Origin of the sequence: Pseudomonas sp. MF5691 (assembly GCF_016405645.1) — a bacterium.
In the GTDB taxonomy this organism is placed as follows: Bacteria; Pseudomonadota; Gammaproteobacteria; order Pseudomonadales; family Pseudomonadaceae; genus Aquipseudomonas; species Aquipseudomonas shahriarae.
Map to the genome: position 1 here is coordinate 330640 of NZ_JAEKDC010000003.1, position 23126 is coordinate 353765.

The window sequence follows — 23126 nt, forward strand, 5'->3', positions numbered from 1 at the left end:
TCCCCCAATGTCTAAAATGCCCACCGCCATCAATCTGCACAAAGCCTCCAAGACCCTCTCGCTGACCTACGGCCCCGACGAGGTCTATCACCTGAGCGCCGAACTGCTGCGGGTGCACTCACCTTCCGCCGAGGTCCAGGGCCACGGCAAACCGATCCTGCAATTCGGCAAGCTGAATGTCGGCCTGACCAAGATCGAACCTGCCGGGCAGTACGCACTGAAATTGACCTTCGACGACGGTCATGACAGCGGACTGTTCACCTGGGACTACCTCTACCAACTCGCCGTACGTCAGGACGCGCTGTGGGCCGATTATCTTGCCGAGCTCAAGGCAGCCGGAAAAACCCGCGACCCGAGCCAGTCCGTCGTCAAGCTGATGCTCTAAATCAAGCCTCTTGCTCATTAGTGGGCATTTTCTAATTTCATCTGCTTGAATGCCCTGTGGTGTGACCAAAGATTGGTCCGCTTGCGCATTAAATAAAACTCGGGTAACCAATGGAGTTGGCAAGTTCCCTGCATTTTACGATGCGGTATCAACGGTCACCCGAGCAGCAGTACCAGGCTTGTGTTGTGCCTCGATAATTGGGTGCACAGCGGTACCCGGTACTCGTCTTTCGGACAATGGAGCGTCGTGGATGAGTAACAAGAATAACGATGACTTGAAACGCCAGGCCTCGGAAAACACCCTGGGGCTGAACCCGATCATCGCATTACGGAAAAAGGATTTACTGGCTTCTGCGCGCATGGTGCTGACCCAGGCCATCAAGCAACCCCTGCACAGCGTCAAGCACGTCGCCCACTTTGGCGTCGAATTGAAAAACGTGGTGTTCGGCAAGTCCGAGCTTGCCCCTGAAAGCGATGACCGTCGTTTCAACGACCCGGCCTGGAGCCAGAACCCGCTCTATAAGCGCTACCTGCAAACCTACCTGGCGTGGCGCAAGGAACTACACGACTGGATCGGCGACAGCAACCTGTCGGAGCAGGACATCAGCCGTGGGCACTTCGTCATCAATCTCATGACCGAAGCCATGGCCCCCACCAACAGCGCCGCCAACCCGGCAGCGGTCAAACGCTTCTTTGAAACCGGCGGCAAGAGCCTGCTCGATGGCCTCTCGCACCTGGCCAAGGACCTGGTGCATAACGGCGGCATGCCGAGCCAGGTGAATATGGGCGCCTTTGAAGTGGGCAAGAGCCTGGGCACCAGCGAAGGCGCGGTAGTGTTTCGCAATGACGTGCTGGAGCTGATCCAGTACAAGCCGATCACCGAGCAGGTGTACGAGCGCCCACTGCTGGTGGTGCCGCCGCAGATCAACAAGTTTTATGTGTTCGACCTGAGCCCGGACAAGAGCCTGGCGCGTTTCTGCCTGCGCAATAACCAGCAGACCTTTATCGTCAGTTGGCGCAACCCCACCAAGGCCCAGCGCGAATGGGGCCTGTCGACCTATATCGAAGCGCTGAAAGAGGCGGTCGACGTGGTCACGGCGATTACCGGCAGCAAAGACATCAACATGCTCGGCGCCTGCTCGGGCGGCATCACCTGCACCGCGCTGCTGGGCCACTATGCGGCGCTGGGCGAGAAGAAGGTCAACGCCCTGACCTTGCTGGTCAGTGTGCTGGACACCACCCTCGACACCCAGGTAGCCCTGTTCGTCGATGAGCAGACCCTGGAGGCGGCCAAGCGCCACTCCTACCAGGCCGGCGTGCTGGAAGGCCGGGACATGGCCAAGGTGTTCGCCTGGATGCGCCCCAATGACCTGATCTGGAACTACTGGGTCAACAACTACCTGTTGGGCAATGAGCCACCGGTGTTCGACATCCTGTTCTGGAACAACGACACCACGCGCTTGCCGGCGGCCTTCCACGGCGACCTGATCGAACTGTTCAAGAACAACCCGCTGATACGGGCCAATGCCCTGGAAGTGTGCGGCACCCCGATTGACCTCAAGCAGGTGACGGCCGACATCTACTCGCTGGCGGGCACCAACGACCACATCACGCCGTGGCAGTCCTGCTACAAGTCGGCGCAACTGTTTGGCGGCAAGGTCGAGTTCGTGCTGTCCAGCAGCGGGCATATCCAGAGCATCCTCAACCCCCCCGGCAACCCCAAGGCGCGTTACCAGACCAGCGAGAGCATGGGCGAGAAGGCATTGGACTGGCAGGAAAACGCCACCAAGCATACCGACTCGTGGTGGCTGCACTGGCAGGGCTGGCTAGGGGAGCGTTCGGGCAAATTGAAGAAGTCGCCTGCGAACCTAGGCAATAAAGCCTACGCGGCGGCGGAGGCTGCACCAGGGACATACGTTCACGAGCGCTAAGGCCACACTTTTGTGTGATTGCAATGAGATCAAATGTGGGAGCTGGCTTGCCTGCGATAACGGTGGGTCAGCCAACACATGTACTGACTGACCCGCCGCTATCGCAGGCAAGCCAGCTCCCACATTGACCGCAGTAACACTTCACAGGGCTTGAGCATGCCGCAACCGTTCATCTTCCGTACCATCGACCTGGATGGCCAGACCATCCGCACGGCGGTACGACCGGGCAAGTCTCACTTGACGCCACTGCTGATTTTCAACGGCATCGGCGCCAACCTTGAGCTGGTGTTTCCGTTCGTCCAGGCCCTGGACCCGGACCTGGAAGTGATTGCCTTTGATGTACCCGGAGTGGGCGGGTCATCGACACCCAGTCGCCCCTATCGCTTTCCCGGCCTGGCCAAACTCACCGCGCGCATGCTCGACTACCTGGACTACGGCCAGGTCAATGCCGTCGGGGTTTCCTGGGGCGGCGCCCTGGCACAGCAATTTGCCTACGACTACCCGGAGCGCTGCAAGAAGCTGATCCTGGCCGCCACCGCCGCCGGTGCCTTTATGGTGCCCGGCAAACCGAAGGTGTTATGGCTGATGGCCAGCCCGCGGCGCTATATCCAACCGTCCCATGTGGTGCGCATCGCGCCGATGATTTACGGCGGCTCGTTCCGCCGGGATTCAAAACTGGCCGCCGAACACGCAAGCAAAGTGCGCTCGGCCGGCAAGCTGGGCTACTACTGGCAGCTGTTTGCGGGCCTGGGCTGGACCAGCATTCACTGGCTGCACAAGATCAAGCAGCCGACCCTGGTGCTGGCCGGCGACGACGACCCGCTGATCCCCTTGGTCAATATGCGCATGCTGGCCTGGCGCATCCCCAATGCGCAGTTACACATCATCGACGACGGCCATCTGTTCCTGATTACCCGGGCCGAAGCGGTGGCACCGATCATCATGAAGTTTCTCCAGGAGGAGCGCTTGCGCGCGGTGATCCATCCGCAGCCGGCGCCCCATAGCCACACCTGAGCGGTATCGGGTCAGGACGACCCCTACGCGCAACTTGGCCAGAACCGACTATGGTTCTGAATTGGCGTGCTTGTTGGCGAATTGACGAAGGAGTGTTGACCCATGCGTGACAGACCCGTAAACGTCCCGGCGCCTACACCCGCCGCGTTCATCAATGCACAAAGTGCAATCACCGGCTTGCGTGGCCGGGATCTGCTATCGACCCTGCGCACTGTCGCCGCCCACGGGTTGCGCAACCCGTTGCACAGCGCCCGGCATGCGTTGGCATTGGGTGGGCAACTGGGCCGGGTGCTGCTGGGTGAGACCGTGCATGAACCCAACCCCCACGACAGTCGCTTCGCCGACCCTACCTGGGCCCTCAACCCCCTGTACCGGCGCAGCCTGCAAGCGTATTTGAGCTGGCAGAAACAAACCCGGCACTGGATCGACGACAGCAGCCTGAGCGACGACGACCGCGCACGGGCGCACTTTGCCTTCTCGTTGCTCAACGATGCAGTGTCACCGTCCAACACCCTGCTCAACCCGCTGGCGATCAAAGAGCTGCTCAATTCCGGCGGCCACAGCGTGGTGCGCGGCGTAAGCAACCTGTTCGATGACCTGCTGCACAACAATGGCCTGCCACGCCAGGTCACCAAGCAGGCGTTCGAGGTGGGCAAGACGGTAGCGACCACGCCCGGTTCGGTGGTGTTTCGCAATGAGCTGCTGGAGCTGATCCAGTACAAGCCCATGAGCGAAAAACAGTACGCCAAGCCACTGCTGGTGGTGCCGCCGCAAATCAACAAGTACTACATTTTCGATTTAAGCCCGGCCAACAGCTTCGTGCAGTACGCCCTGAAAAACGGCCTGCAAGTGTTTATGGTCAGTTGGCGCAACCCGGACGTGCGCCATCGCGAGTGGGGCCTGTCGACCTATGTGGCGGCGCTGGAGGAAGCATTGAATATCTGCCGGGCGATCAGCGGCGCCCGCGAAGTGAACCTGATGGGTGCCTGCGCCGGCGGCCTGACCATCGCCGCCCTGCAGGGGCACCTGCAGGCCAAGCGCCAACAACGGCGGGTCGCCAGTGCCACTTACCTGGTAAGCCTGCTGGACAGCCAGATCGACAGCCCCGCCACGCTGTTTGCCGACGAACAGACCCTGGAAGCGGCCAAGCGCCGTTCCTACCAGGAAGGGGTGCTGGATGGCCGGGACATGGCCAAGGTCTTTGCCTGGATGCGCCCCAATGACCTGATCTGGAACTACTGGATCAACAATTACCTGCTGGGCAAGGAGCCGCCGGCGTTCGACATCCTGTACTGGAACAACGACAACACCCGCTTGCCGGCGGCCTTGCATGGCGATCTGCTGGATTTCTTCAAGCACAACCCCTTGAGCCATCCCGGTGGCCTGGAAGTCTGCGGCACGCCCATCGACTTGCAGAAGGTTACCGTCGACAGCTTCAGCGTGGCCGGGATCAACGATCACATCACCCCGTGGGACGCGGTCTACCGTTCGACCTTGCTACTGGGCGGCGACAAACGTTTTGTGCTTTCCAACAGCGGGCATATCCAGAGCATCCTCAACCCGCCGGGCAACCCCAAGGCGAACTTCGTCGAGAACCTCAAGCTGAGCAGCGATCCACGCGCCTGGTACTACGACGCCAGCCACATCGAGGGCAGTTGGTGGCCGCAGTGGCTTGAGTGGATCCAGCAACGCTCCGGGGTGCAGCGCGAAACCCTGACGGCCCTGGGCAACCAGAACTACCCACCGATGGAAGCAGCACCGGGCACCTATGTGCGGGTGCGCTGAGCTCAACGATCAGATTAAGAAGACTGGATGAAAACCCGCGACCGGATCCTTGAATGTGCCCTGCAGTTGTTCAACCACAAGGGCGAGCCAAATGTTTCAACCATGGAGGTGGCCAATGAAATGGGGATCAGCCCCGGCAACCTCTACTACCACTTCCATGGCAAGGAGCCCCTGGTACTGGGGCTGTTCGAGCGCTTTCAGGGGGAGTTGGCACCGCTGCTCGACCCGCCGCCGGATGTGCAGTTGGCGCCCGAGGATTACTGGCTGTTCCTGCACCTGATCGTTGAGCGCATGGCGCACTATCGGTTCCTGTTCCAGGACCTGTCGAACCTGGCCGGACGCTTGCCCAAATTGGCCAAGGGGATTCGTAACCTGCTGACCGCGCTCAAGCGCACACTGGCCTCACTGCTGGCACGGCTCAAGGCACAAGGGCAGTTGGTCAGCGAGACCCAGGCACTGGGGCAGTTGGTGGAGCAGATCACCATGACCCTGCTGTTCTCCCTGGATTACCAGCGGATCCTGGACCGCGAGGCCGAGGTGCGGGTGGCGGTGTATCAAGTGATGATGCTGGTGGCACCGCACCTGTTGATGCCGGCGCGGTTGGCCACCGAGCGTTTTGCACTACGCTACCTGGACGACACACAGCCCGTGTAGGCCGACGACTTACAAGTCTGCAACCAAGGTTGACAGACTTACATCGTCATCTATTGCTGTTGCAACTTCCCGCTATTGCTTTTCTCACTTGGCAATTATCACGGGCGCCAATGTATTACGCCGGCAGCCTCTTTGAAGTAACCATCACCGAAAACCCTGATCGACGAATAGTGCATAACGATATGGGTAACTTTGAATATGATCGCAAACACACTCTTGAGCACTGCGATCACCGGCGCTTTCTTTTCCTTCTCAAGAGCCCCCAGGCCCCACGCTACCTGATGTGGACAGCCAGGGCAGCGAACCACGGGCGGAATTTCAAATTCGTGCAAATACCTAACCAGACCGATAGGTGGCATCATCAAGATCTGTAACATGATAGGTAACACGAAAGATTGACCGCATGTAACATGCCCGAGCTTTATAATGACGACTAAAGAGTAACGACGTAGCATCATTATAAAAAACGTATTACATATCTCTCAGCGAAAGGGATTCTTGTGGATATCAGATTTCTCGAAAGTTTGATTGCCGTCATCGAGACCGGCTCAATCGCCGCAGCGGCGCGCAGGGAAAACCTTACCGCCCCGGCGATCAGCCAGCGTATCCAGGCGCTTGAACGCTCTCTTTCCTGCGAATTGCTCAACCGAGCGGCCCATTCTGTCGGTCCTTCCGAGCAGTGCCTTGTACTCTTGCCGAGCATTCGCGCCCTGATTCAGGGCTGTGCACAACTACACGACGAACTGGATGCGGGCGGGCTGTCCGGCGACCTGCGGCTGGGAGCCGTGTCCACGGCATTGACCGGTATCCTGCCGCAGGTCATGGAACAACTGCTGGTCGCGGCACCACGCTTGCGCCTGCGGATCACTCCGGGCGATTCGCGCAACCTTTATGAACAGGTCGTCGCCGGCGAGTTGGACGCTGGCATCATGGTGCGACCGCCCTTTGCATTGCCTAAAACCCTGACCCTGGAAGTGTTGCGGCGCGAGTCATTGATGATTCTTACAAAAGCGCCTGTCGAACCCGGTGAAATTGCCTCGACCATTCTCTCCCACCCGCTGATCAGCTATGACACCAATGCCTGGGGCGGCCAGATCGCCCAGCAGTACCTTCAAGACCACCAATTACAGCCAGATGTGCTGTGCAATCTGGATGCCTTGGAGGCGATATCCCTGATGGTCGCCAAGGGCATGGGCGTATCCCTGGTGCCGGCATGGGCCGGGTTGAAGACCGACGATGTGTACGCAACACCAACAAGCCACACGAACGCCTACCAGCGGGAGATTGTTCTGCTCTACCGATCAACCCCGAGGCGGCCCCAGGCATTGAAGGTACTCAACAACCTGCTGATGCAAACCTGCCGCGAATCCGAGGCCCCAGGCGAGCCCGACCGTTAGACGTGTATCACTGTCGGTGTTCCACCCGCCAAAAAAAACGCCCGGCCTTTAAGGCCGGGCGTTTTTACACGTCCCCCGAAAATCAGGACTGACTGGATGGCGTCGGGGTTGCCGGCGTTACAGTCGGGGTCGCCGCGGCCGGCGTCGGCGCAGTGGCCGAGTTGGTCGCAGGTGCCGGGGTTGCAGGCTTGGCCGCGACAGCTGGCTTGGGCGCTGCAGGCTTCTTGGCTACGGCGGGTTTCTTCGCCGAGGGCTTTGCAGCAGGTTTCGCGGCCGGTTTCGCGGCAGCCGGTTTGGCAGCGGGTTTGGCTGCAACTGGCTTGGTCGCCGGCTTGGCGGCAGCGGTTTTGGCCACTGGCTTGGCGGCAGGTTTGGCTGCCGGCTTGGCCGCTGGTTTTGCCGCAGCTTTGGCCGCTACCGGCTTCTTGGCTGCTGGTTTGGCTGCTGCCGTTTTCGCCGCGGGCTTGGCTGCTGCCTTGGCCGCAGGTTTAGCTGCTGGCTTGGCTGCAGGTTTGGCTGCGGCCTTGGCCAATGGCTTGGCCACGGTTTTCGCTGCTGGTTTGGCCGCAGCCGTTTTCGCGGCCGGCTTGGCAGCAGGCTTGGCCGCCGCTTTGACTGGAGCGACTTTAGCGCCGGTCAGCTTTTCGATTTGCTTGGTCAGGGTATCGACCTTGCTGTGCAGCGCCTTGACTTCATTGCGGCTAGGCACACCCAGGCGCGAAATAGCACTGTTCAGGCGCTTGTCGAGTGCGCCTTCGAGTTCGCCCCAAGTACCCAGTACCTGTTTTTTTGCATCACTGATACGGGACTTGGCAGAGCTCGCGCTCGCCTTGGCCGCATCGACTTGCTTGCCCACTGTGCTCTTGGTCAACTTCTCGGCCTTCTCGCCGTCTTTAACCAAAGTCTCGAAGAGTTTGCTACCGTCACTGTCGATCTTCGAGTACACGCCTAAACCAGCCAGCCAGATCTTGCGGGAGTATTCTTCAACTTTCCCGACCCAAGAGCTGCCTTCTTTCTGAGTAGTCTTTTTAACAGCCATCCGATGTCTCCTTAGTGTTTACGCGCGACACGTTCGAGCAATGCCGTTAGCTCATCGAGCTTAGCAGAGAGTGTCTCCACGTCATGTTTAGACGCAATGCCGATTCGATTCAAGGCACTTGCAACACGCTCGTCAAAAGCCTTCTCGACTTTATCCAGTTGCACTTCGACGCGACCTTTGACGCTGGAGACATTGCTCTTAACGTAATCAATCTGACTGTTGGCGGCATCAAGTTGTTCATTCACAACTTTTTTGCCTTTACTTTCAACATGTTGACCCGTCTTAACGAGCTCCTTGAAGTACTCGCTGCCTTCGCTGCCGACCTTCGCGTAAGCCCCCAAACCCGCCAACCAGATCTTGCGAGCATAGATTTTAACGTCGCTCAGGGCGCTGATTTGGGTGTCGATTTTTTTCTTCAAAATAACTTTGGCCATGGTGCACCTCACGCATAAAAGGGTGGAGGAACTGCCCACAGGAGTTGAGGGCTGAGTACAAAGTAGGGAGAAAAATTAGAATCGGCACCCTAAGAACGGCGCAATCGACCGGCACCCAATGCGGCGCGCGGTCGCAGATCAGGCCAGGGCCTTATCCAGGGCCTTCTCGATTTCGGACTTGATAGTGCCACTCATGGCCGACATCAACAGACCCAGTTCCACGTCGATCCGTAACGAATCCTCGGCCACTTTCAGTGTGCCTTTGACGCCGGAACGCTTGAGGTTCAACGTGTCGCCAGACCAAGACGGCTCCAGGCCATATTGCTCCTTGAGTTTATGCGCCAACTTCTCGGCTTTCGCCCTGGCAGCTTCCTTACCCAGTGCGTGGGCACGTTCAATCTGAATGCGGGCCATTTGAATGACTCCTCGTTATAAAGACGTATTGAGCACCCTACTCACCCGCCATGCGGCAAAAGGTCTCGGTGGCCACCCATCTTACCTTCAGCCTTGCCAAGACAAAGCATGCCTTGGGGATTAGAATGCCCCCATTCTCTTTTGGTGACAGCGATATGACTGATCAGCGCAAAGGCAGCGATGCCGAACCCACCACTCACTTCGGCTTCAAGAACGTCCCGGAAAGCCAGAAAGCGGAAAAAGTCGCTGAGGTGTTCCACTCCGTGGCCGCCAAGTACGACCTGATGAACGACGTGCTGTCGGGTGGCATGCACCGCCTGTGGAAGCGCTTCACCATCGAATTGTCGGGCGTGCGCACCGGCAACCGGGTGCTGGATATCGCTGGCGGCACCGGCGACCTGGCAGCCAAGTTCTCCAAGCTGGTTGGCCCCACCGGCCAGGTGGTATTGGCCGACATCAACGGCTCGATGCTCAAGGTCGGCCGCGACCGCCTGCTGGACAAGGGCGTGGCGGGCAATATCGAGTTCGTCCAGGCCGACGCAGAAAAGCTGCCGTTCCCCGACAACCATTTCGACTGCGTGACCATTGCCTTCGGTCTGCGCAACGTGACCCACAAGGAAGACGCCCTGCGCTCGATGCTGCGGGTGCTCAAGCCGGGCGGGCGCCTGCTGGTGCTGGAGTTCTCCAAGCCGACCAACGCGCTGATGTCCAAGGTCTACGACACTTACTCATTCGCCTTTATGCCGCTGATGGGCAAGCTGATCACCAATGACGCCGAGAGCTATCGCTACCTGGCCGAGTCGATCCGCATGCACCCCAACCAGGAAACCCTGAAGTCGATGATGGTCGAGGCCGGTTTCGACCGCGTGACCTATCACAACATGACCTCGGGCATCGTTGCCCTGCATCGCGGCATCAAGCCCTGATGTTGTTCACCGGCCTTCTCGCCAGCGTCGAACACGGCCTCAACCGTGTCCTGCGCCTGGACAGCACCGCCCTGGCGCGGCTGGCGCACTTGCACGGCAAGATCATTGCCGTCGATTGCAGCAGCCCGGCCTTGCAGCTGTTTATCCTGCCCAGCGATGAAGGCCTGATGCTCGCCGCGCACTGGGCCGCCGATGCCGACTGCACCCTGCGTGCGCCAGCGGCGAGCCTGCTGCGCCTGGCTTTGAGCCGCGACAAGACTGCAATCCTGCACGGCCCCGATGTGACCCTTGAAGGCGACAGCGCGGTGCTGATGGACCTCGCCGCGGTGCTGCAAGACCTCGATCTGGACTGGGAATACGAGCTGTCGCGCTGGCTCGGCCCGGTGGCCACCCAGTTGATCGGCGGGCACCTGCGCAGCCGTTCGCGCTGGTACCAGCAGGGTTTCGCCAGCCTCAATCAGAACCTCGCCGAATACCTGAGCGAAGAATCGCGCACCCTCGTCGGACAACGGGAAGCCGAAGCGCGCTTTCGTGAACTCGACCAGGCCAAACTCGACCTGGAACGGCTTGAGGCGCGCTTCGAGCGCCTGAGCCGCTCCCTTGATCCAAGCGATAACGCATGAAGCTGCTCGCCGTCCGCCGTTTGTTCCGAATCCAACGCGTCGTCATTCGCTATCGCCTCGATGACCTGCTGTTCGCCCTGCCGCTGCCGTGGTTCCTGCTGGCGGTGCGCTATGTGCTGCCGTGGCGCTGGTTCCCGCGCAAGACCCTGGACCTGAGCCGTGGCGCGCGCCTGCGCCTGGCACTGCAGGACCTGGGGCCGATCTTCATCAAGTTCGGGCAGATCCTGTCGACCCGCCGCGACCTGTTGCCCGAAGACATCGCCGACGAGCTGATGCTGTTGCAGGACCGCGTGCCACCGTTCGACTCCCAGCAGTCGATGAAGCTGATCGAAGAACAGCTGGGCAAGAAAATCAGCGAAGTGTTCAGCCGTTTCGACGTCGAGCCCCTGGCCTCGGCCTCGGTCGCCCAGGTGCACGCCGCACAGCTGAAAACCGGCGAAGAAGTGGTGGTCAAGGTGATCCGCCCCGGCCTCAAGCCGATCATCGGCCAGGACCTGGCGTGGCTGTTCATTCTGGCCCGCGCCGCCGAGCGTTTCTCTGCCGATGCACGCCTGCTGCACCCGGTGGACGTGGTCGCCGACTACGAAAAAACCATCTACGACGAACTCGACCTGTTGCGCGAAGCGGCCAACGCCAGCCAGCTCAAGCGCAACTTCGAAGGCTCGACGATGCTGTATGTGCCGCAGGTCTATTGGGACTGGTGCCGGCCAAAGGTGCTGGTGATGGAGCGCATCTACGGCGTGCAAGTCACCGACCTGGCGACCCTGGCCGACCAGCGTACCGATATGAAGATGCTCGCCGAGCGTGGTGTGGAAATCTTCTTCACCCAGGTGTTCCGCGACAGCTTCTTCCACGCCGACATGCACCCCGGCAATATCTTCGTCAGCACGGTGAACCCGTGGAGCCCGCAGTACATCGCGATCGACTGCGGCATCGTCGGCAGCCTCACGCCCGAGGACCAGGACTACCTGGCGCGCAACCTGTTTGCCTTCTTCAAGCGTGATTACCGGCGCGTGGCGCAGTTGCACATCGACTCGGGCTGGGTGCCGGCCGAGACCAAGCTCAATGAATTCGAAGCGGCGATCCGCACCGTGTGCGAGCCGATCTTCGAAAAACCGTTAAAAGATATTTCATTCGGCCAGGTGCTGATGCGTCTGTTCCAGACTGCGCGGCGCTTCAATATGGAAGTGCAGCCGCAGTTGGTGCTGCTGCAAAAGACCTTGCTCAATATTGAAGGCCTGGGCCGCCAGCTGTACCCGGACCTGGACCTGTGGAACACCGCGCAACCGTTCCTCGAACGCTGGATGCGCGAGCGGGTCAGCCCGAAAACCCTGCTGGGCAACCTGCAAAGCCAGGTCGAGCAACTGCCGCACCTGGCCAACATGACCCGCGACCTGCTGGAGCGCATGTCCCAGCCCCACGCCAAGGACCCGGCGCCGCCGTGGCACCAGCGCAAGGACGACTGGTTCCTGCGCCTGCTCGGCGCGGCGCACCTGGGCGGTGGCGCGGTGCTTGCCGCCGGTGGACCGTTGAACGAGCTGGGCCATTGGCCGGCCGGGATCATGGTCGCCGTGGGCCTTTATCTGGTCGTGCGTCGATAGGTCGACCGGTTATACACTGTTGCACATTGCCGGGGCGGGTCGCGCACGGCTGTCGGAGTCGAAGATGAAAGACTGGCTGGACGAGATCAAATGGGACAGTGACGGCCTGGTGCCAGCCATTGCCCAGGACCACAAGACCGGGCGCATCCTGATGATGGCCTGGATGAACCGCGAGGCCCTGAGCCTGACTGCCGCCGAGCAGCGTGCCATCTACTGGTCACGTTCCCGTGGCAAACTATGGCGCAAGGGCGAAGAGTCCGGGCATGTGCAAAAACTGCACGAAATGCGCCTGGACTGCGACGCTGACGTGATCGTGCTGATGGTCGAGCAGATCGGCGACATCGCCTGTCATACCGGCCGCCACAGCTGCTTCTACCGGGTGTTCGAGAACGGCGCGTGGAAAACCGTCGAGCCCGTACTCAAAGACCCGCACGCCATTTACTCGGCAGGACATTGAACATGAGCGATACCCTGAACCGTGTGGCCCAGGTGCTGGAGGACCGCAAAGGTGCGGACGCCGACAGCTCCTATGTCGCCAGCCTGTACCACAAGGGCCTGAACAAGATTCTGGAAAAACTCGGCGAGGAATCCGTCGAGACCATCATCGCCGCCAAGGATGCCGAGATCAGCGGCGATTACAGCGATGTCATCTATGAGACTGCCGACTTGTGGTTCCATAGCCTGGTCATGCTCGCCCAACTGGGGCAGCATCCACAGGCCGTGCTGGATGAACTGGACCGTCGCTTCGGCTTGTCCGGGCACGCCGAAAAGGCCTCGCGCCCGTCCGCCTGAATAACTTTCTGACTGAGGAATTGCAGCATGGGCATTTTTGACTGGAAACACTGGATCGTTATTCTCGTGGTAGTCGTCCTGGTGTTCGGTACCAAGAAACTGAAGAACCTGGGCACCGACGTCGGCGAGTCCATCAAGGGCTTTCGCAAGGCCATGAACGACGACGAAAAACCGGCCGATACCGGCGCAAACCCGGTCCCGCCGGCACAGCCTGTACACCCCCAGGCAGCCCAGCCGATCACCGAGCGCCGTACCTTCGACGTGCAGGCCGAGAAAGTCGAAGAGCCGTCCCGCAAAGACTCGTGAGCACTGACTAATGTTTGGTATCAGCTTCTCTGAACTGCTGCTCGTCGGCCTTGTTGCCCTGTTGGTGCTGGGGCCTGAACGCCTGCCCGGCGCCGCACGCACGGCCGGCCTGTGGGTCGGGCGCCTGAAACGCAGTTTCAACGCCATCAAACAGGAAGTTGAACGGGAAATCGGCGCCGACGAGATTCGTCGGCAGCTGCACAACGAACATATTCTGTCCCTGGAGCAGGAGGCGCGCAAAATTCTCACGCCCCAGCAACAGGCGCCGACACCGGTTGAACCGGTGGCCGAGCAGAGCATTGCGCCGGTGGCCGAGACGGCCCCGATCGCCACGCCCGCTCCTCCAGCAGAGCCCGCGCCGACGCCCGCCGCGTCGCCCGCTCCCCACGACCCTACATTGCCGCCGCGAGCCCCATGAGCGCTGATAAACCGGAAAACGACCAGCATATGCCGCTGGTCTCGCACCTCACCGAGTTGCGCACCCGCTTGCTGCGGTGTGTGGCGGCGATCTTTGTGATCTTTGCCGGGCTGTTTGCCTTTACCCAGCAGATCTACACCTTCGTCTCGACACCGCTGCGCGATTACCTGCCGGTGGGCGCGACGATGATCGCCACCGACGTGTCCTCGCCGTTCCTCACGCCGCTCAAGCTGACGATGATGGTGTCGCTGTTCCTGGCGATCCCGGTGATCCTGCACCAGATCTGGGGGTTTATCGCGCCCGGCCTGTACAAGCATGAAAAGCGTATTGCCGTGCCACTGCTGGTGTCGAGCATCATGCTGTTCTACACCGGCATGGCGTTCGCCTACTTCCTGGTGTTCCCGCTGATCTTCAAATTCTTCGCCGCCGCCACCCCGGCCGGCGTGGAAATGATGACCGACATCAGCAGCTACCTCGACTTCGTGATGACGCTGTTCTTCGCCTTTGGCGTGGCCTTCGAGATCCCGGTAGCGGTGGTGTTGCTGGTGTGGATCGGCGTGGTCGACGTCAAATACCTGCGCAAGATCCGCCCGTACGTGATCATCGGCTGCTTCGTGGTCGGCATGATCCTGACCCCACCGGATATCTTCTCGCAGACCTTGCTGGCCGTGCCGATGTGGATGCTGTTTGAAGTGGGCATCCTGTTTGGCAGCCTGGTGAGCAAGCGTGGCGAACACCCGGATGACCAACCTGCCGATGACGACCAGCCGCCAGCGACTCAACCGTGAACCTGTTGCTGCTGGAAGAGGCCGACTTTATCGCGGCCGACCGGGTGATCCTGCGGGATCGGCGCCTGGTGCATATGCAGGAGGTGCATCGTGCGGCGGTTGGCGACAGCCTGCGCGTCGGACGCATTGGCGGGCTGATGGGCAATGCCGAGCTACTGCGCCTGGAGGCGGGTGAAGCCGAGCTGCAAATCAGCCTCGACCAGCCGCCACCGGCCAAGTTGCCACTGACCCTGCTGCTGGCCCTGCCCCGCCCGAAAATGCTGCGTCGGGTGCTACAGACCGTGGCGTCCATGGGTGTGCCACGGGTGGTCCTGGTCAACAGTTATCGGGTCGAGAAAAGCTTCTGGCAAACCCCATTCCTGGAGCCAGAAGCCGTACGCGAACAACTGATCCTCGGCCTGGAACAGGCGCGGGATACCGTGCTGCCCGAGATCATCATCGAAAAGCGCTTCAAACCCTTCGTCGAAGACCGTCTGCCGGCCCTGGCCCAGGGCACTCTCGGCCTGGTCGGGCATCCCGGCGACTACCCGTCCTGCCCACGCGGGCTGGATCAGCCGGTGACCCTGGCCATCGGCCCCGAAGGTGGCTGGATTCCCTACGAGGTGGACTTGCTGGCCAAGGCCGGCTTGCAGCCAGTGCAACTGGGCGCGCGGATCCTGCGTGTGGAAACTGCCGTTACCGCGCTGCTCGCTCGCCTCTTCTGATTCCGCCCCTCCAAAAACACCACAAAGCCAGCTCCCACAGGGCTTTGTGTCGCTACAGAATCGCGCTTGCATGCCGATATCCTCAGGATAAGTCCAAGCCTTGTTCAGGGGAGTCCACCGCATGTACCGTTGGTTAGCTGAAAAACTGGGGAATGTAAGCGTCAATCGTAAACTGAGCGTGGGGTTTGGCCTGGTATTGCTTCTCACCCTTCTAATCACCTTCACCGGCTGGACAGGCCTGAGTGGCGTGATCAGCCGTGGCGATAAGCTGGGCTTTATTTCCAGCCTCAATGAGCTGACCAAAGACCTGCGCCAGGCGCGCCTGGACTATGAAATGCGCCGTGGCGAGCAAGGCCCGGAGCGGGTCAATGAGTTGATGGAGAAACTCGACAGCGGCCTGAAAACCGCCCGCAGCCAGATCGAGCAACCGGCAGACGACGCCTTGATCGACGAGCAACTGGCCGCGGTTGCCAAGTATCGGCAATCCTTCAGCGCCATGGTCCAGGCCGGAGCCCAACGCGAAGATGCCCGCAGCAAACTCGGCGCTACCGCCGACAACGCCGTCGCACGCATCGCGGAGATCGAAAAAGTCCTGCTGCAAGGTGACAGCGTCACCCAGTTCAACAGCGTGATCGAGTTGAGCAAGCTGATTCAGCAAGCGCGCTTCCAAGTGCGTGGCTACACCTACAGCGCCAAGGTCGAAGCTGAGCAGCCGGCACTGGAGGCCATCGCCAATGCCCTGAAGAGCGCCGACAGCCTGCGCAGCCAACTGCCTGAGCAGTACGGCGCCAACCTGCAAGAGGCCAGCAACTCCCTCAAGGCCTATCTCGCCGCCGTCAGCCAGTTCCGCGACTCCCAGGTCGCCAGCACCGCAGCGCTCAAGGCCATGGCTGAGCAAGGCGACCTGCTGTTTGATCGCAGCAAGAAACTGACTGCTTCACAAACCGTGATCCGCGACAACGATGCCGCACAGGCCAAGTTCCTGTTGATGCTGGCCGCAGCCCTGGCACTGTTCTGTGGCATCGTCGCGGCCTGGACGATTACCCGGCAGATCGTGATCCCACTGGGCCAGACCCTCAAGGTCGCCGAGCGCGTCGCCGCCGGCGACCTGACCCACGACCTGGTTTCGCAACGCCAGGACGAACTGGGCCAACTGCAACGCGCCATGCAAAGCATGACCATGGGCCTGCGCGATCTGATCGGCGGGATCAGTGATGGCGTGACGCAAATCGCCAGCGCCGCCGAGCAGCTATCGGCCGTTACCGAGCAGACCAGCGCCGGGGTCAACAACCAGAAGATCGAGACTGACCAGGTCGCCACTGCGATGAACGAAATGGCCGCCACCGTGCAGGAAGTGGCGCGCAATGCCGAGGAAGCCTCGGAAGCCGCCGTCGCCGCCGACCAGCAGGCCCGCGAAGGTGACAGGGTCGTCGGTGAAGCCATCGCCCAGATCGAGCGCCTGGCCGGCGAAGTCGGAAACTCCACCGAGGCCATGGGCCACCTCAAGCGCGAAAGCGACAAGATCGGCAGCGTACTGGACGTGATCAAGTCCGTGGCCCAGCAAACCAACCTGCTGGCCCTTAACGCGGCCATTGAAGCCGCACGCGCCGGGGAAGCCGGCCGTGGCTTCGCGGTGGTGGCCGATGAGGTGCGCAGCCTGGCGCAACGCACCCAGAAGTCCACCGAGGAAATCGAAGAGCTGATCGTCGGCCTGCAAAGTGGCACCCAACAGGTGGCGACCATCATGGACAGCAGCCGCAGCCTCACCGACAGCAGCGTCGAGCTGACACGCCGGGCTGGCAATGCCCTGGAAAACATCACCCGCACGGTCTCGGCCATCCAGGCCATGAACCAGCAGATCGCCACTGCTGCCGAGCAACAGAGCGCCGTGGCCGAAGAGATCAACCGCAGCGTGCTGAATGTACGCGATGTGTCCGAACAGACCGCAGCGGCCAGCGAAGAAACCGCCGCCTCCAGTACCGAACTGGCGCGCCTGGGTTCCCATCTGCAGGCGTTGGTCGGGCGCTTCCGGGTCTGACACCTCCCCTTCGCGGCGACCCGTCCGGGTCGCCGCATGCAACTTGTGAAATTTCCTACATGTTTTTCAGGCCCTGATCGGTACGCCTGGCGCCCAAGGGAACTAGCGTTCAATGGGTTCACTGTGTCCACGCCCCTCGGCGTCCCGGCACGTTGATTTCCTTTGTGCACTTGCCGGAGGTTGGCCATGCTTCGTCGAATGACTCAACTGCTGGGTAACGCCAGCGTCACCCTCAAACTGGTCCTGGGTTTTGCCTTGGTGTTGGCCCTGAGCCTTGTGATTGCCCTGACTGGCTGGCAGGCCCTCGCCGCCTCGCTCTACCGCTCACAGACTCTGACCGTTCTCGCCCAACTGGCGGTCGCCGGCGAGGAGCTAAGGGCCGACCGCATCGTCTACCGCACCCTGGACGACGAGGCCAGCCTTGGCAAACTGAGCCAGTCCATGGAGAAGATCGACGGATATCTGGCCGAGCTTGCACAACGTCTGAAAGCGCCGAAACCCCAACAGTATTTGCAAAGCATGGGGAACCTCTCCGAGCATTTCAAAACGACGCTCAAGGATGTCCCCGCGCGGGTCAAACAACGGGAAACCGCCCGTGAGCAGCTCAAACAGAGCTCGGTGCGCACCAGTGACGTCCTCGCGCAATTGGCCAGCGACCTGCCGGACCAGGAAGACGAAAAAGCCCTCGATGCCATCGAAAGCCTGCGCCTGGCGATCGAACAGGCCGAAGACCGCGCCCTGAGCCCGGCCTGGGCCGCCAGCAGCCTGGATGTCTATACCCAGGAGGTCAGCGACGCAGAACGCAGCCTCGAACTCGCCCAGGCGGCCGTGGAGAGGCTGCCCGTGGACAGCAGCGCATTGAAAAATGCCGTACTAGGCATTCGCACGCACCTGACACGCCTGCGGGACACCCAACTGACGACCGAAACCGCGCAAAACCAGCTCGAGCAGCAGTTGGACCAGCTACTGGCACAAAGCGACCTGCTTACTCAGGACCAGACTCAGCGCCGTGACCGGGAAGCCGAACAAGCCCGCACCCAGACCCTGGCCATTACCGGGGCGGCCCTGCTGTTCGGCGCCCTCGCCGCCTGGATAATCTCCGGGCAGATCGTCAAACCATTGCGCAGGGCGCTCACAGTGGCCAATCGCATTGCCGAGGGCGACTTGAGCCACGATGTGCAGACCCAGCGCCGTGATGAACTGGGCCAGTTGCAATGCAGCATGGCGCGAATGACCCTGAACCTGCGGGGGCTGATTGGCAGCATCAGCGACAATGCCCGGCAAATCGCCAGCGCCGCCGAGGAGCTTTCGGCCGTTACCGAGCAAACCCGGGCCGGCGTCAGCAATCAGCGCGACGAAACCGAGCAGGTGGCGACCGCCATGAACCAGATGCTCGCCGCTGCCCAGGAGGTCGCCCGGCACGCCGAACAGGCCTCGATCGCCGCCACCCAGGCCAATCAGCAGACCGAACTGGGCGACCAGGTGGTGGCCGATGCGGTGGCACACATAGAACACCTCGCCCACGAAATGGCACGCTCAAGCCAGGCCATGCTGGGCCTGCAGCGGGAAAGTCAGAAGATCGGCAGTGTGCTGGAGGTGATCAAGTCGGTGTCCCAGCAGACCAACCTGCTGGCGCTCAATGCGGCAATCGAGGCCGCACGTGCCGGTGAGGCCGGCCAAGGGTTTGCGGTGGTGGCCGACGAAGTACGCAGCCTCGCCCAGCGTACCCAGCAGTCCGCTGAGGAAATCGAAGAGCTGATTGGCGGATTGCACAGCGGCACGCAACAGGTCGCCGATATCATGGACAACAGCCGCACCTTGACCGACCGCAGCGTCGGCCTGACCCGCAACGCCGGCGACGCCCTGACGGAAATCGCGCGCACCGTGCTGGTCATCCAGGAAATGAATCCACAGATCGCCGCCGCTGCCGAACAGCAAAGTGCGGTGGCCGAGGAGATTAACCGCAGCGTGTTGAAAGTCCGGGATGTGTCGGAGCAAACCGCCGCTGCCAGTGAACAGACAGCGGCGGCGAGTATCGAATTGGCACGCCTGGGCACGGACCTTCAGCAGTACGTGGGCAAGTTCAAGGTATGAGCATGCCCCCTGGGCTTTACAGAACCTGGCGCAAGAACGCTTGTGCCCGTGGGTCCTTCGGCGCATCGAAGAACTGCGCGGGCGCAGCATCTTCCAACAGTTTGCCGTGATCAAAAAACAGCACACGGTCCGCCACTTCCCGGGCAAAGCCCATTTCGTGGGTCACGCAGACCATGGTCATGCCTTCCAGGGCCAGGGTCTTCATGACGTCCAGCACTTCGCCGACCATTTCCGGGTCCAGCGCCGAGGTGGGCTCGTCAAACAGCATGACCTTGGGCTCCATGGCCAACGCCCGGGCAATCGCCACACGCTGTTGCTGGCCGCCGGAGAGCCGTGAAGGAAACTCGTTGGCTTTCTGCGCAATGCCGACCTTTTCCAACAAGGCCAGGGCCTTGGCCTCGCGCTCTTGCTTGCCGCGCTTGCGCACGACTTTCTGCGCCAGGCACAGGTTTTCCAGCACGGTCATGTGCGGGAACAGGTTGAAGTGCTGGAACACCATGCCGACTTCCCGGCGATAGGCGTTCACATCGGTCTTGGGGTCGGCCAGTTGCAGGCCGTCGATGCTCACCGAGCCCGAGTCGAACTCCTCCAGGCCGTTGAGGCAGCGCAGGAACGTCGATTTGCCGGAACCGGATGGACCGATCACCACCAGCACTTCGCCCTTGGCCACCTGGGTGGTGACGTGATCCACCGCGCGCACCACGTGCCCACGGGTGTCGAAGACTTTTACCAGATCGCGGACTTCAATCACTTTGGGCGAGCCTCCGCTCAAGCCGGCTGGCCATTTTCGACAGCGGCAGGTTGATCAGCAGGTACAGGCCTGCGACACAGAACAGGATTTCAAACGGCGAAAACGAGGTGGTGATGACTTCGCGGCCGCTTTTGAGCAGCTCGGTGATAGCGATCACCGACACCAGCGAGGTGTCCTTGACCAGGCTGATAAATTGCCCGGCCAACGGCGGCAGCACGCGCTTGAAGGCTTGCGGCAATACCACGTGGCGCATCGACTGGCTGGCACTCAGCCCCAGGGAACGGGCCGCTTCGCCCTGGCCACGGGCAATCGACTGCACGCCCGCGCGCACGATTTCCGCCACGTAGGCGCCGGTAAACAGCGACAGCGCGGCGATACCGGCGAACTCACGCGACAGGTTCAGCACCGTGCCGATAAAGAAGTAGAAAATGAAGATCTGTACCAATAGCGGCGTGCCTCGCACCAGTTCGACGTAGATCGTCGACAGATCGCGCAAGGTCGGGTTATTCGACAACCGACACAAACCGGCCGCCAGGCCGATGAACAGGCCCAATACCCCCGAAACCAAGGACAGCCACAGGGTGGTCCACAAGCCCCACATCAACGGGCCCAACGCCCAATGCCGGGTCACGCCAATCACATCGCCTTCGGCCACATCGTCGCCACGGGCTACTTGCAGGCTGTTTTCGGCCACCGTCAGGTGCTGCTCGGCACCTGCGTCGTTACGCAGGGTGACTTCAGCCACGTCGCCCTTGCGCACCAGCTCGACCACCGTGGAAATATCCGCCGCGCGCTTGGACTCTTCGGCCTGGTAGGCAAAGTATTGCGGCACACGGTTCCAGCGCCATTCGTAGGACATCAGCGAGGTGGCGTAGTACAACGCGCCGGCCATGCCGACCAGCACCAGCACGGTCAGCAGGTGCCAGGGCCATTGGGCTTTTTTCTGTTTCATTGCGAGTTCCGGGAGGTGTATCGGCTGTCAGGCCGCCATCGCGGGCAAGCCCGCTCCCACCTTGGAATGCACTCCAACTGTGGGGGCGGGCTTGCCCGCGATGGGCGCGACGCGGTTGCTAGCTTATTCCATGTCCTTGAGCCACTCGGAGCTCTTGAACCACTTGTCATGGATGCGATCGTAGGTGCCGTCGTGCTTGATCTGGTGCAGGAAGTTGTTGATGAAGTTGATGCTGTCGTAGTCGCCCTTCTTCAAGCCGAATGCCAGAGGCTCATAGGTGAAGGGTTCTTCGAGGTATACCAACTTGCCGTTGCCGACTTTTTTCTCGGCCACCACGTTGTACGGCGCGTCGTAGACAAAGGCATCGGCCTTGCCGTTGACCACGTCAAGCACACCTTCCTGCTCGTTGTCGTAGCCGTGGTACTTGGCCTTGGAGATCAGCTTCTTGGCCACCATCTCGCCGGTGGTGCCGAGCTTGGAGGTCAGACGGTACTTCTCGTCGTTCAGGTCTTTGTAGGACTTGATAGTGCCTTCCAGTTCCTTGCGGATCAGCAGGGTCTGGCCCACCACGATGAACGGTTCGCTGAAGTTCAGGCGCAGGTTGCGCTCCTGGGTCAGGGTCATGCCGCTGCCGATCATGTCGAACTTGCCGGTCAGGAACGCCGGGATGATCCCGTCGTAACCGGTGGAGACCAGTTCCAGCTTGACCCCCATGGACTTGGCCATTGCCTTGAGCAGGTCGACTTCAAAACCAATGATTTCGCCGCGTTTGTTGGTCATCTCGAACGGCATGTAGGTCGGATCCATGCCGACTTTCAAGGTGCCGCGCTTGACCGCTTCGTCAATCGCCCCGGCCTGGGCCGTATTGACCGCCAGCAGGGCCGTCACGCCGAGCATCAGCATCGAAAGATACTTTTTCATCACCAAGTCCCCTGACTCATTTTATTTTGATGCGAGCCCCAGCAGGGCTGCACTATTTCTTCGGGGAGCGATGCTAACCCACTCGCCCACTGGCACAAAGGTCTAGCCGGGATTTGTTGGCTGATATGACAGAAAAACCCTACAAAAACCCGGAGAAAGCGCAGTTAGAGGGCTTGCCCTACTGGGCGCCTCCCATGTGAGTATGTAAGCAGTTGTGACCGTCATTCGATCTCCGACAGCCAGTCCGTGTCCCGGAACCACTTGTCATGCAGCCGATCGTAGGTGCCGTCCTGGGCAATCTGATTAAGGAAGTGATTGATCCAGTTCAGGCTGTCGTAGTCGCCCTTCTTCAGCCCAAACGCCAGGGGCTCGTAGGTGAAGGGTTGCTCCAGGGCCAGCAGTTTGCGGTTTTGCGGCTTGGCCAGGGCGATCAGGTTATAGGGCGCATCATGGATAAACGCATCAACCTCACCGCTGACCACCTGGCGGACGCCTTCCTCCGCCGTGGCAACACTCTGCAGCTGTGCAGCCCCCAGGAAGCGCCGCGCCGCCACTTCGCCCGTGGTGCCATCCGCCGCCGCAATCCGGTAGCCGGCTTCGTTCAAGTCTTCAATGCTGCTGACTTTGCCGGCCAGGCGCGGGTGAAGCAGCACGGTCTGGCCGACAATGATGAATGAATCACTGAAGTTGAGTTTGAGGTTGCGCTCCTGGGTCACGGTCATGCCGCTGCCGATCAGGTCGAACCGGCCGGCCAGCAGGCCCGGGATCAGTTCGGTATAAGCCACCGGAACCCATTCCAGCCTCACCCCCAGGGCTTTGCCCATTTCTTCGAGCAGGTCTGCTTCGAAGCCGATGACCCGCCCCTGTTTATCAGTCATCTCGAAGGGCACATAGTTGGGATCCGTCCCCACCTTCAAGACCCCGCGCCGCACGGCCTCATCAATCGCGCCTGCGTGTGCCATCTGCAGCTGTACCAACGCGACAATGCCCAGCAGCAGCATCGACCAGTAACCCTTGATCATGAAAAGCCCCTTTTTCATTACACAGCCGCACACCGGGCGTTGCGGGTTTAGCGCAAACCAGAGGCGGTCGATTCAGATTTGGGGGGCGATGCTAACCCACCGGCAGGCAGGGCAATACGCCTTGAACCAGGGTCTTTT

The 23126-nt window shown here is 60.9% G+C and carries 24 protein-coding genes and 1 pseudogene; 18 read left to right on the forward strand and 7 right to left on the reverse strand.

The window, feature by feature from the left end:
- The first annotated feature begins 7 nt into the window (after positions 1-7).
- The 6 genes from JFT44_RS06780 to JFT44_RS06805 all read left to right on the forward strand — a co-directional run bounded on the left by JFT44_RS06780 (position 8) and on the right by JFT44_RS06805 (position 7165).
- Positions 8-385: a gamma-butyrobetaine hydroxylase-like domain-containing protein gene (locus tag JFT44_RS06780; protein ID WP_057437225.1), complete on the forward strand. Its 378-nt coding sequence runs from the start codon at positions 8-10 to the stop codon at positions 383-385.
- A 250-nt stretch (positions 386-635) separates the two neighbouring features.
- Entirely contained in the window at positions 636-2315 is a 1680-nt protein-coding gene (gene phaC, locus JFT44_RS06785; protein ID WP_057958071.1) for a class II poly(R)-hydroxyalkanoic acid synthase, read from the forward strand.
- Between the two features lie 156 nt (positions 2316-2471).
- Positions 2472-3329 (forward strand): poly(3-hydroxyalkanoate) depolymerase, encoded by an 858-nt coding sequence (gene phaZ / locus JFT44_RS06790; RefSeq protein WP_057437223.1) that lies wholly within the window; start codon positions 2472-2474, stop codon positions 3327-3329.
- Between the two features lie 102 nt (positions 3330-3431).
- On the forward strand, positions 3432-5114 hold the full coding sequence (gene phaC, locus JFT44_RS06795; RefSeq protein WP_057437221.1) for a class II poly(R)-hydroxyalkanoic acid synthase: 1683 nt from the start codon (positions 3432-3434) through the stop codon (positions 5112-5114).
- Between the two features lie 27 nt (positions 5115-5141).
- Positions 5142-5768, forward strand: a complete 627-nt coding sequence (locus JFT44_RS06800) for a TetR/AcrR family transcriptional regulator (RefSeq protein ID WP_057437220.1) — start codon at positions 5142-5144, stop codon at positions 5766-5768.
- 500 nt (positions 5769-6268) lie between these two features.
- The gene (locus tag JFT44_RS06805) at positions 6269-7165 is read left to right on the forward strand and encodes a LysR family transcriptional regulator (protein WP_057958069.1); all 897 of its coding nucleotides are present in this window, start codon (positions 6269-6271) and stop codon (positions 7163-7165) included.
- A gap of 82 nt (positions 7166-7247) precedes the next feature.
- Here the strand turns inward: JFT44_RS06805 and JFT44_RS06810 are convergent, their stop codons facing one another.
- From JFT44_RS06810 to JFT44_RS06820, 3 genes are all read right to left on the reverse strand, one after another.
- On the reverse strand, positions 7248-8204 hold the full coding sequence (locus JFT44_RS06810; RefSeq protein ID WP_186625136.1) for a phasin family protein: 957 nt from the start codon (positions 8202-8204) through the stop codon (positions 7248-7250).
- Positions 8205-8215: 11 nt separating this feature from the next.
- Positions 8216-8638: a phasin family protein gene (locus tag JFT44_RS06815; protein WP_057437211.1), complete on the reverse strand. Its 423-nt coding sequence runs from the start codon at positions 8636-8638 to the stop codon at positions 8216-8218.
- A gap of 138 nt (positions 8639-8776) precedes the next feature.
- The gene (locus tag JFT44_RS06820; protein ID WP_038445377.1) at positions 8777-9052 is read right to left on the reverse strand and encodes a polyhydroxyalkanoic acid system family protein; all 276 of its coding nucleotides are present in this window, start codon (positions 9050-9052) and stop codon (positions 8777-8779) included.
- 155 nt (positions 9053-9207) lie between these two features.
- On the opposite strand from JFT44_RS06820, the gene ubiE reads away from it, so the two are divergent.
- The 12 genes and pseudogenes from ubiE (at position 9208) to JFT44_RS06875 (ending at position 19342) form a co-directional block, all read left to right on the forward strand.
- Complete coding sequence (ubiE, locus tag JFT44_RS06825; protein ID WP_003209306.1) at positions 9208-9978, forward strand: bifunctional demethylmenaquinone methyltransferase/2-methoxy-6-polyprenyl-1,4-benzoquinol methylase UbiE; 771 nt, start codon at positions 9208-9210, stop codon at positions 9976-9978.
- Positions 9978-10601 (forward strand): SCP2 domain-containing protein, encoded by a 624-nt coding sequence (locus JFT44_RS06830; protein ID WP_128593008.1) that lies wholly within the window; start codon positions 9978-9980, stop codon positions 10599-10601. The genes ubiE and JFT44_RS06830 overlap by 1 nt, the downstream gene beginning before the upstream one ends.
- Positions 10598-12202: a ubiquinone biosynthesis regulatory protein kinase UbiB gene (gene ubiB / locus JFT44_RS06835; RefSeq protein WP_057958067.1), complete on the forward strand. Its 1605-nt coding sequence runs from the start codon at positions 10598-10600 to the stop codon at positions 12200-12202. The genes JFT44_RS06830 and ubiB overlap by 4 nt, the downstream gene beginning before the upstream one ends.
- 64 nt (positions 12203-12266) lie before the next feature.
- A complete protein-coding gene (hisI, locus tag JFT44_RS06840; protein ID WP_029296001.1) occupies positions 12267-12659 on the forward strand; it encodes a phosphoribosyl-AMP cyclohydrolase in 393 nt (130 codons plus the stop codon).
- Positions 12660-12661: 2 nt separating this feature from the next.
- Positions 12662-12994 carry a phosphoribosyl-ATP diphosphatase gene (locus JFT44_RS06845; protein WP_029295998.1) on the forward strand — a complete coding sequence of 111 codons (333 nt, stop codon included), beginning with the start codon at positions 12662-12664 and terminating at the stop codon, positions 12992-12994.
- Positions 12995-13021: 27 nt separating this feature from the next.
- Positions 13022-13300, forward strand: coding sequence for a twin-arginine translocase TatA/TatE family subunit (locus tag JFT44_RS06850; protein ID WP_038445371.1), 279 nt, complete (start codon positions 13022-13024; stop codon positions 13298-13300).
- Positions 13301-13310: 10 nt separating this feature from the next.
- Positions 13311-13718, forward strand: a complete 408-nt coding sequence (gene tatB / locus JFT44_RS06855) for a Sec-independent protein translocase protein TatB (protein ID WP_057958066.1) — start codon at positions 13311-13313, stop codon at positions 13716-13718.
- Entirely contained in the window at positions 13715-14506 is a 792-nt protein-coding gene (gene tatC, locus JFT44_RS06860) for a twin-arginine translocase subunit TatC (RefSeq protein ID WP_057958065.1), read from the forward strand. Before tatB ends, tatC begins: the two co-directional genes overlap by 4 nt.
- A complete protein-coding gene (locus JFT44_RS06865; protein ID WP_120731318.1) occupies positions 14503-15210 on the forward strand; it encodes a 16S rRNA (uracil(1498)-N(3))-methyltransferase in 708 nt (235 codons plus the stop codon). Before tatC ends, JFT44_RS06865 begins: the two co-directional genes overlap by 4 nt.
- A 121-nt stretch (positions 15211-15331) precedes the next feature.
- A pseudogene (locus JFT44_RS29045) lies at positions 15332-16345 on the forward strand (methyl-accepting chemotaxis protein); the annotation flags it as partial.
- Between the two features lie 198 nt (positions 16346-16543).
- A complete protein-coding gene (locus JFT44_RS29050) occupies positions 16544-17248 on the forward strand; it encodes a methyl-accepting chemotaxis protein (RefSeq protein WP_374067396.1) in 705 nt (234 codons plus the stop codon).
- A gap of 186 nt (positions 17249-17434) precedes the next feature.
- Complete coding sequence (locus tag JFT44_RS06875) at positions 17435-19342, forward strand: methyl-accepting chemotaxis protein (protein WP_198830454.1); 1908 nt, start codon at positions 17435-17437, stop codon at positions 19340-19342.
- Between the two features lie 16 nt (positions 19343-19358).
- On the opposite strand, the gene JFT44_RS06880 is transcribed toward JFT44_RS06875, so the two are convergent.
- The 4 genes from JFT44_RS06880 to JFT44_RS06895 form a co-directional block, all read right to left on the reverse strand.
- A complete protein-coding gene (locus tag JFT44_RS06880) occupies positions 19359-20093 on the reverse strand; it encodes an amino acid ABC transporter ATP-binding protein (RefSeq protein WP_057958061.1) in 735 nt (244 codons plus the stop codon).
- On the reverse strand, positions 20086-21045 hold the full coding sequence (locus JFT44_RS06885) for an amino acid ABC transporter permease (protein WP_198830455.1): 960 nt from the start codon (positions 21043-21045) through the stop codon (positions 20086-20088). The genes JFT44_RS06880 and JFT44_RS06885 overlap by 8 nt, the downstream gene beginning before the upstream one ends.
- 123 nt (positions 21046-21168) lie before the next feature.
- Positions 21169-21966 carry a transporter substrate-binding domain-containing protein gene (locus JFT44_RS06890; RefSeq protein ID WP_057958059.1) on the reverse strand — a complete coding sequence of 266 codons (798 nt, stop codon included), beginning with the start codon at positions 21964-21966 and terminating at the stop codon, positions 21169-21171.
- Positions 21967-22187: 221 nt separating this feature from the next.
- Positions 22188-22988, reverse strand: a complete 801-nt coding sequence (locus tag JFT44_RS06895; RefSeq protein WP_120731312.1) for a transporter substrate-binding domain-containing protein — start codon at positions 22986-22988, stop codon at positions 22188-22190.
- Between the last annotated feature and the right edge of the window lie 138 nt (positions 22989-23126).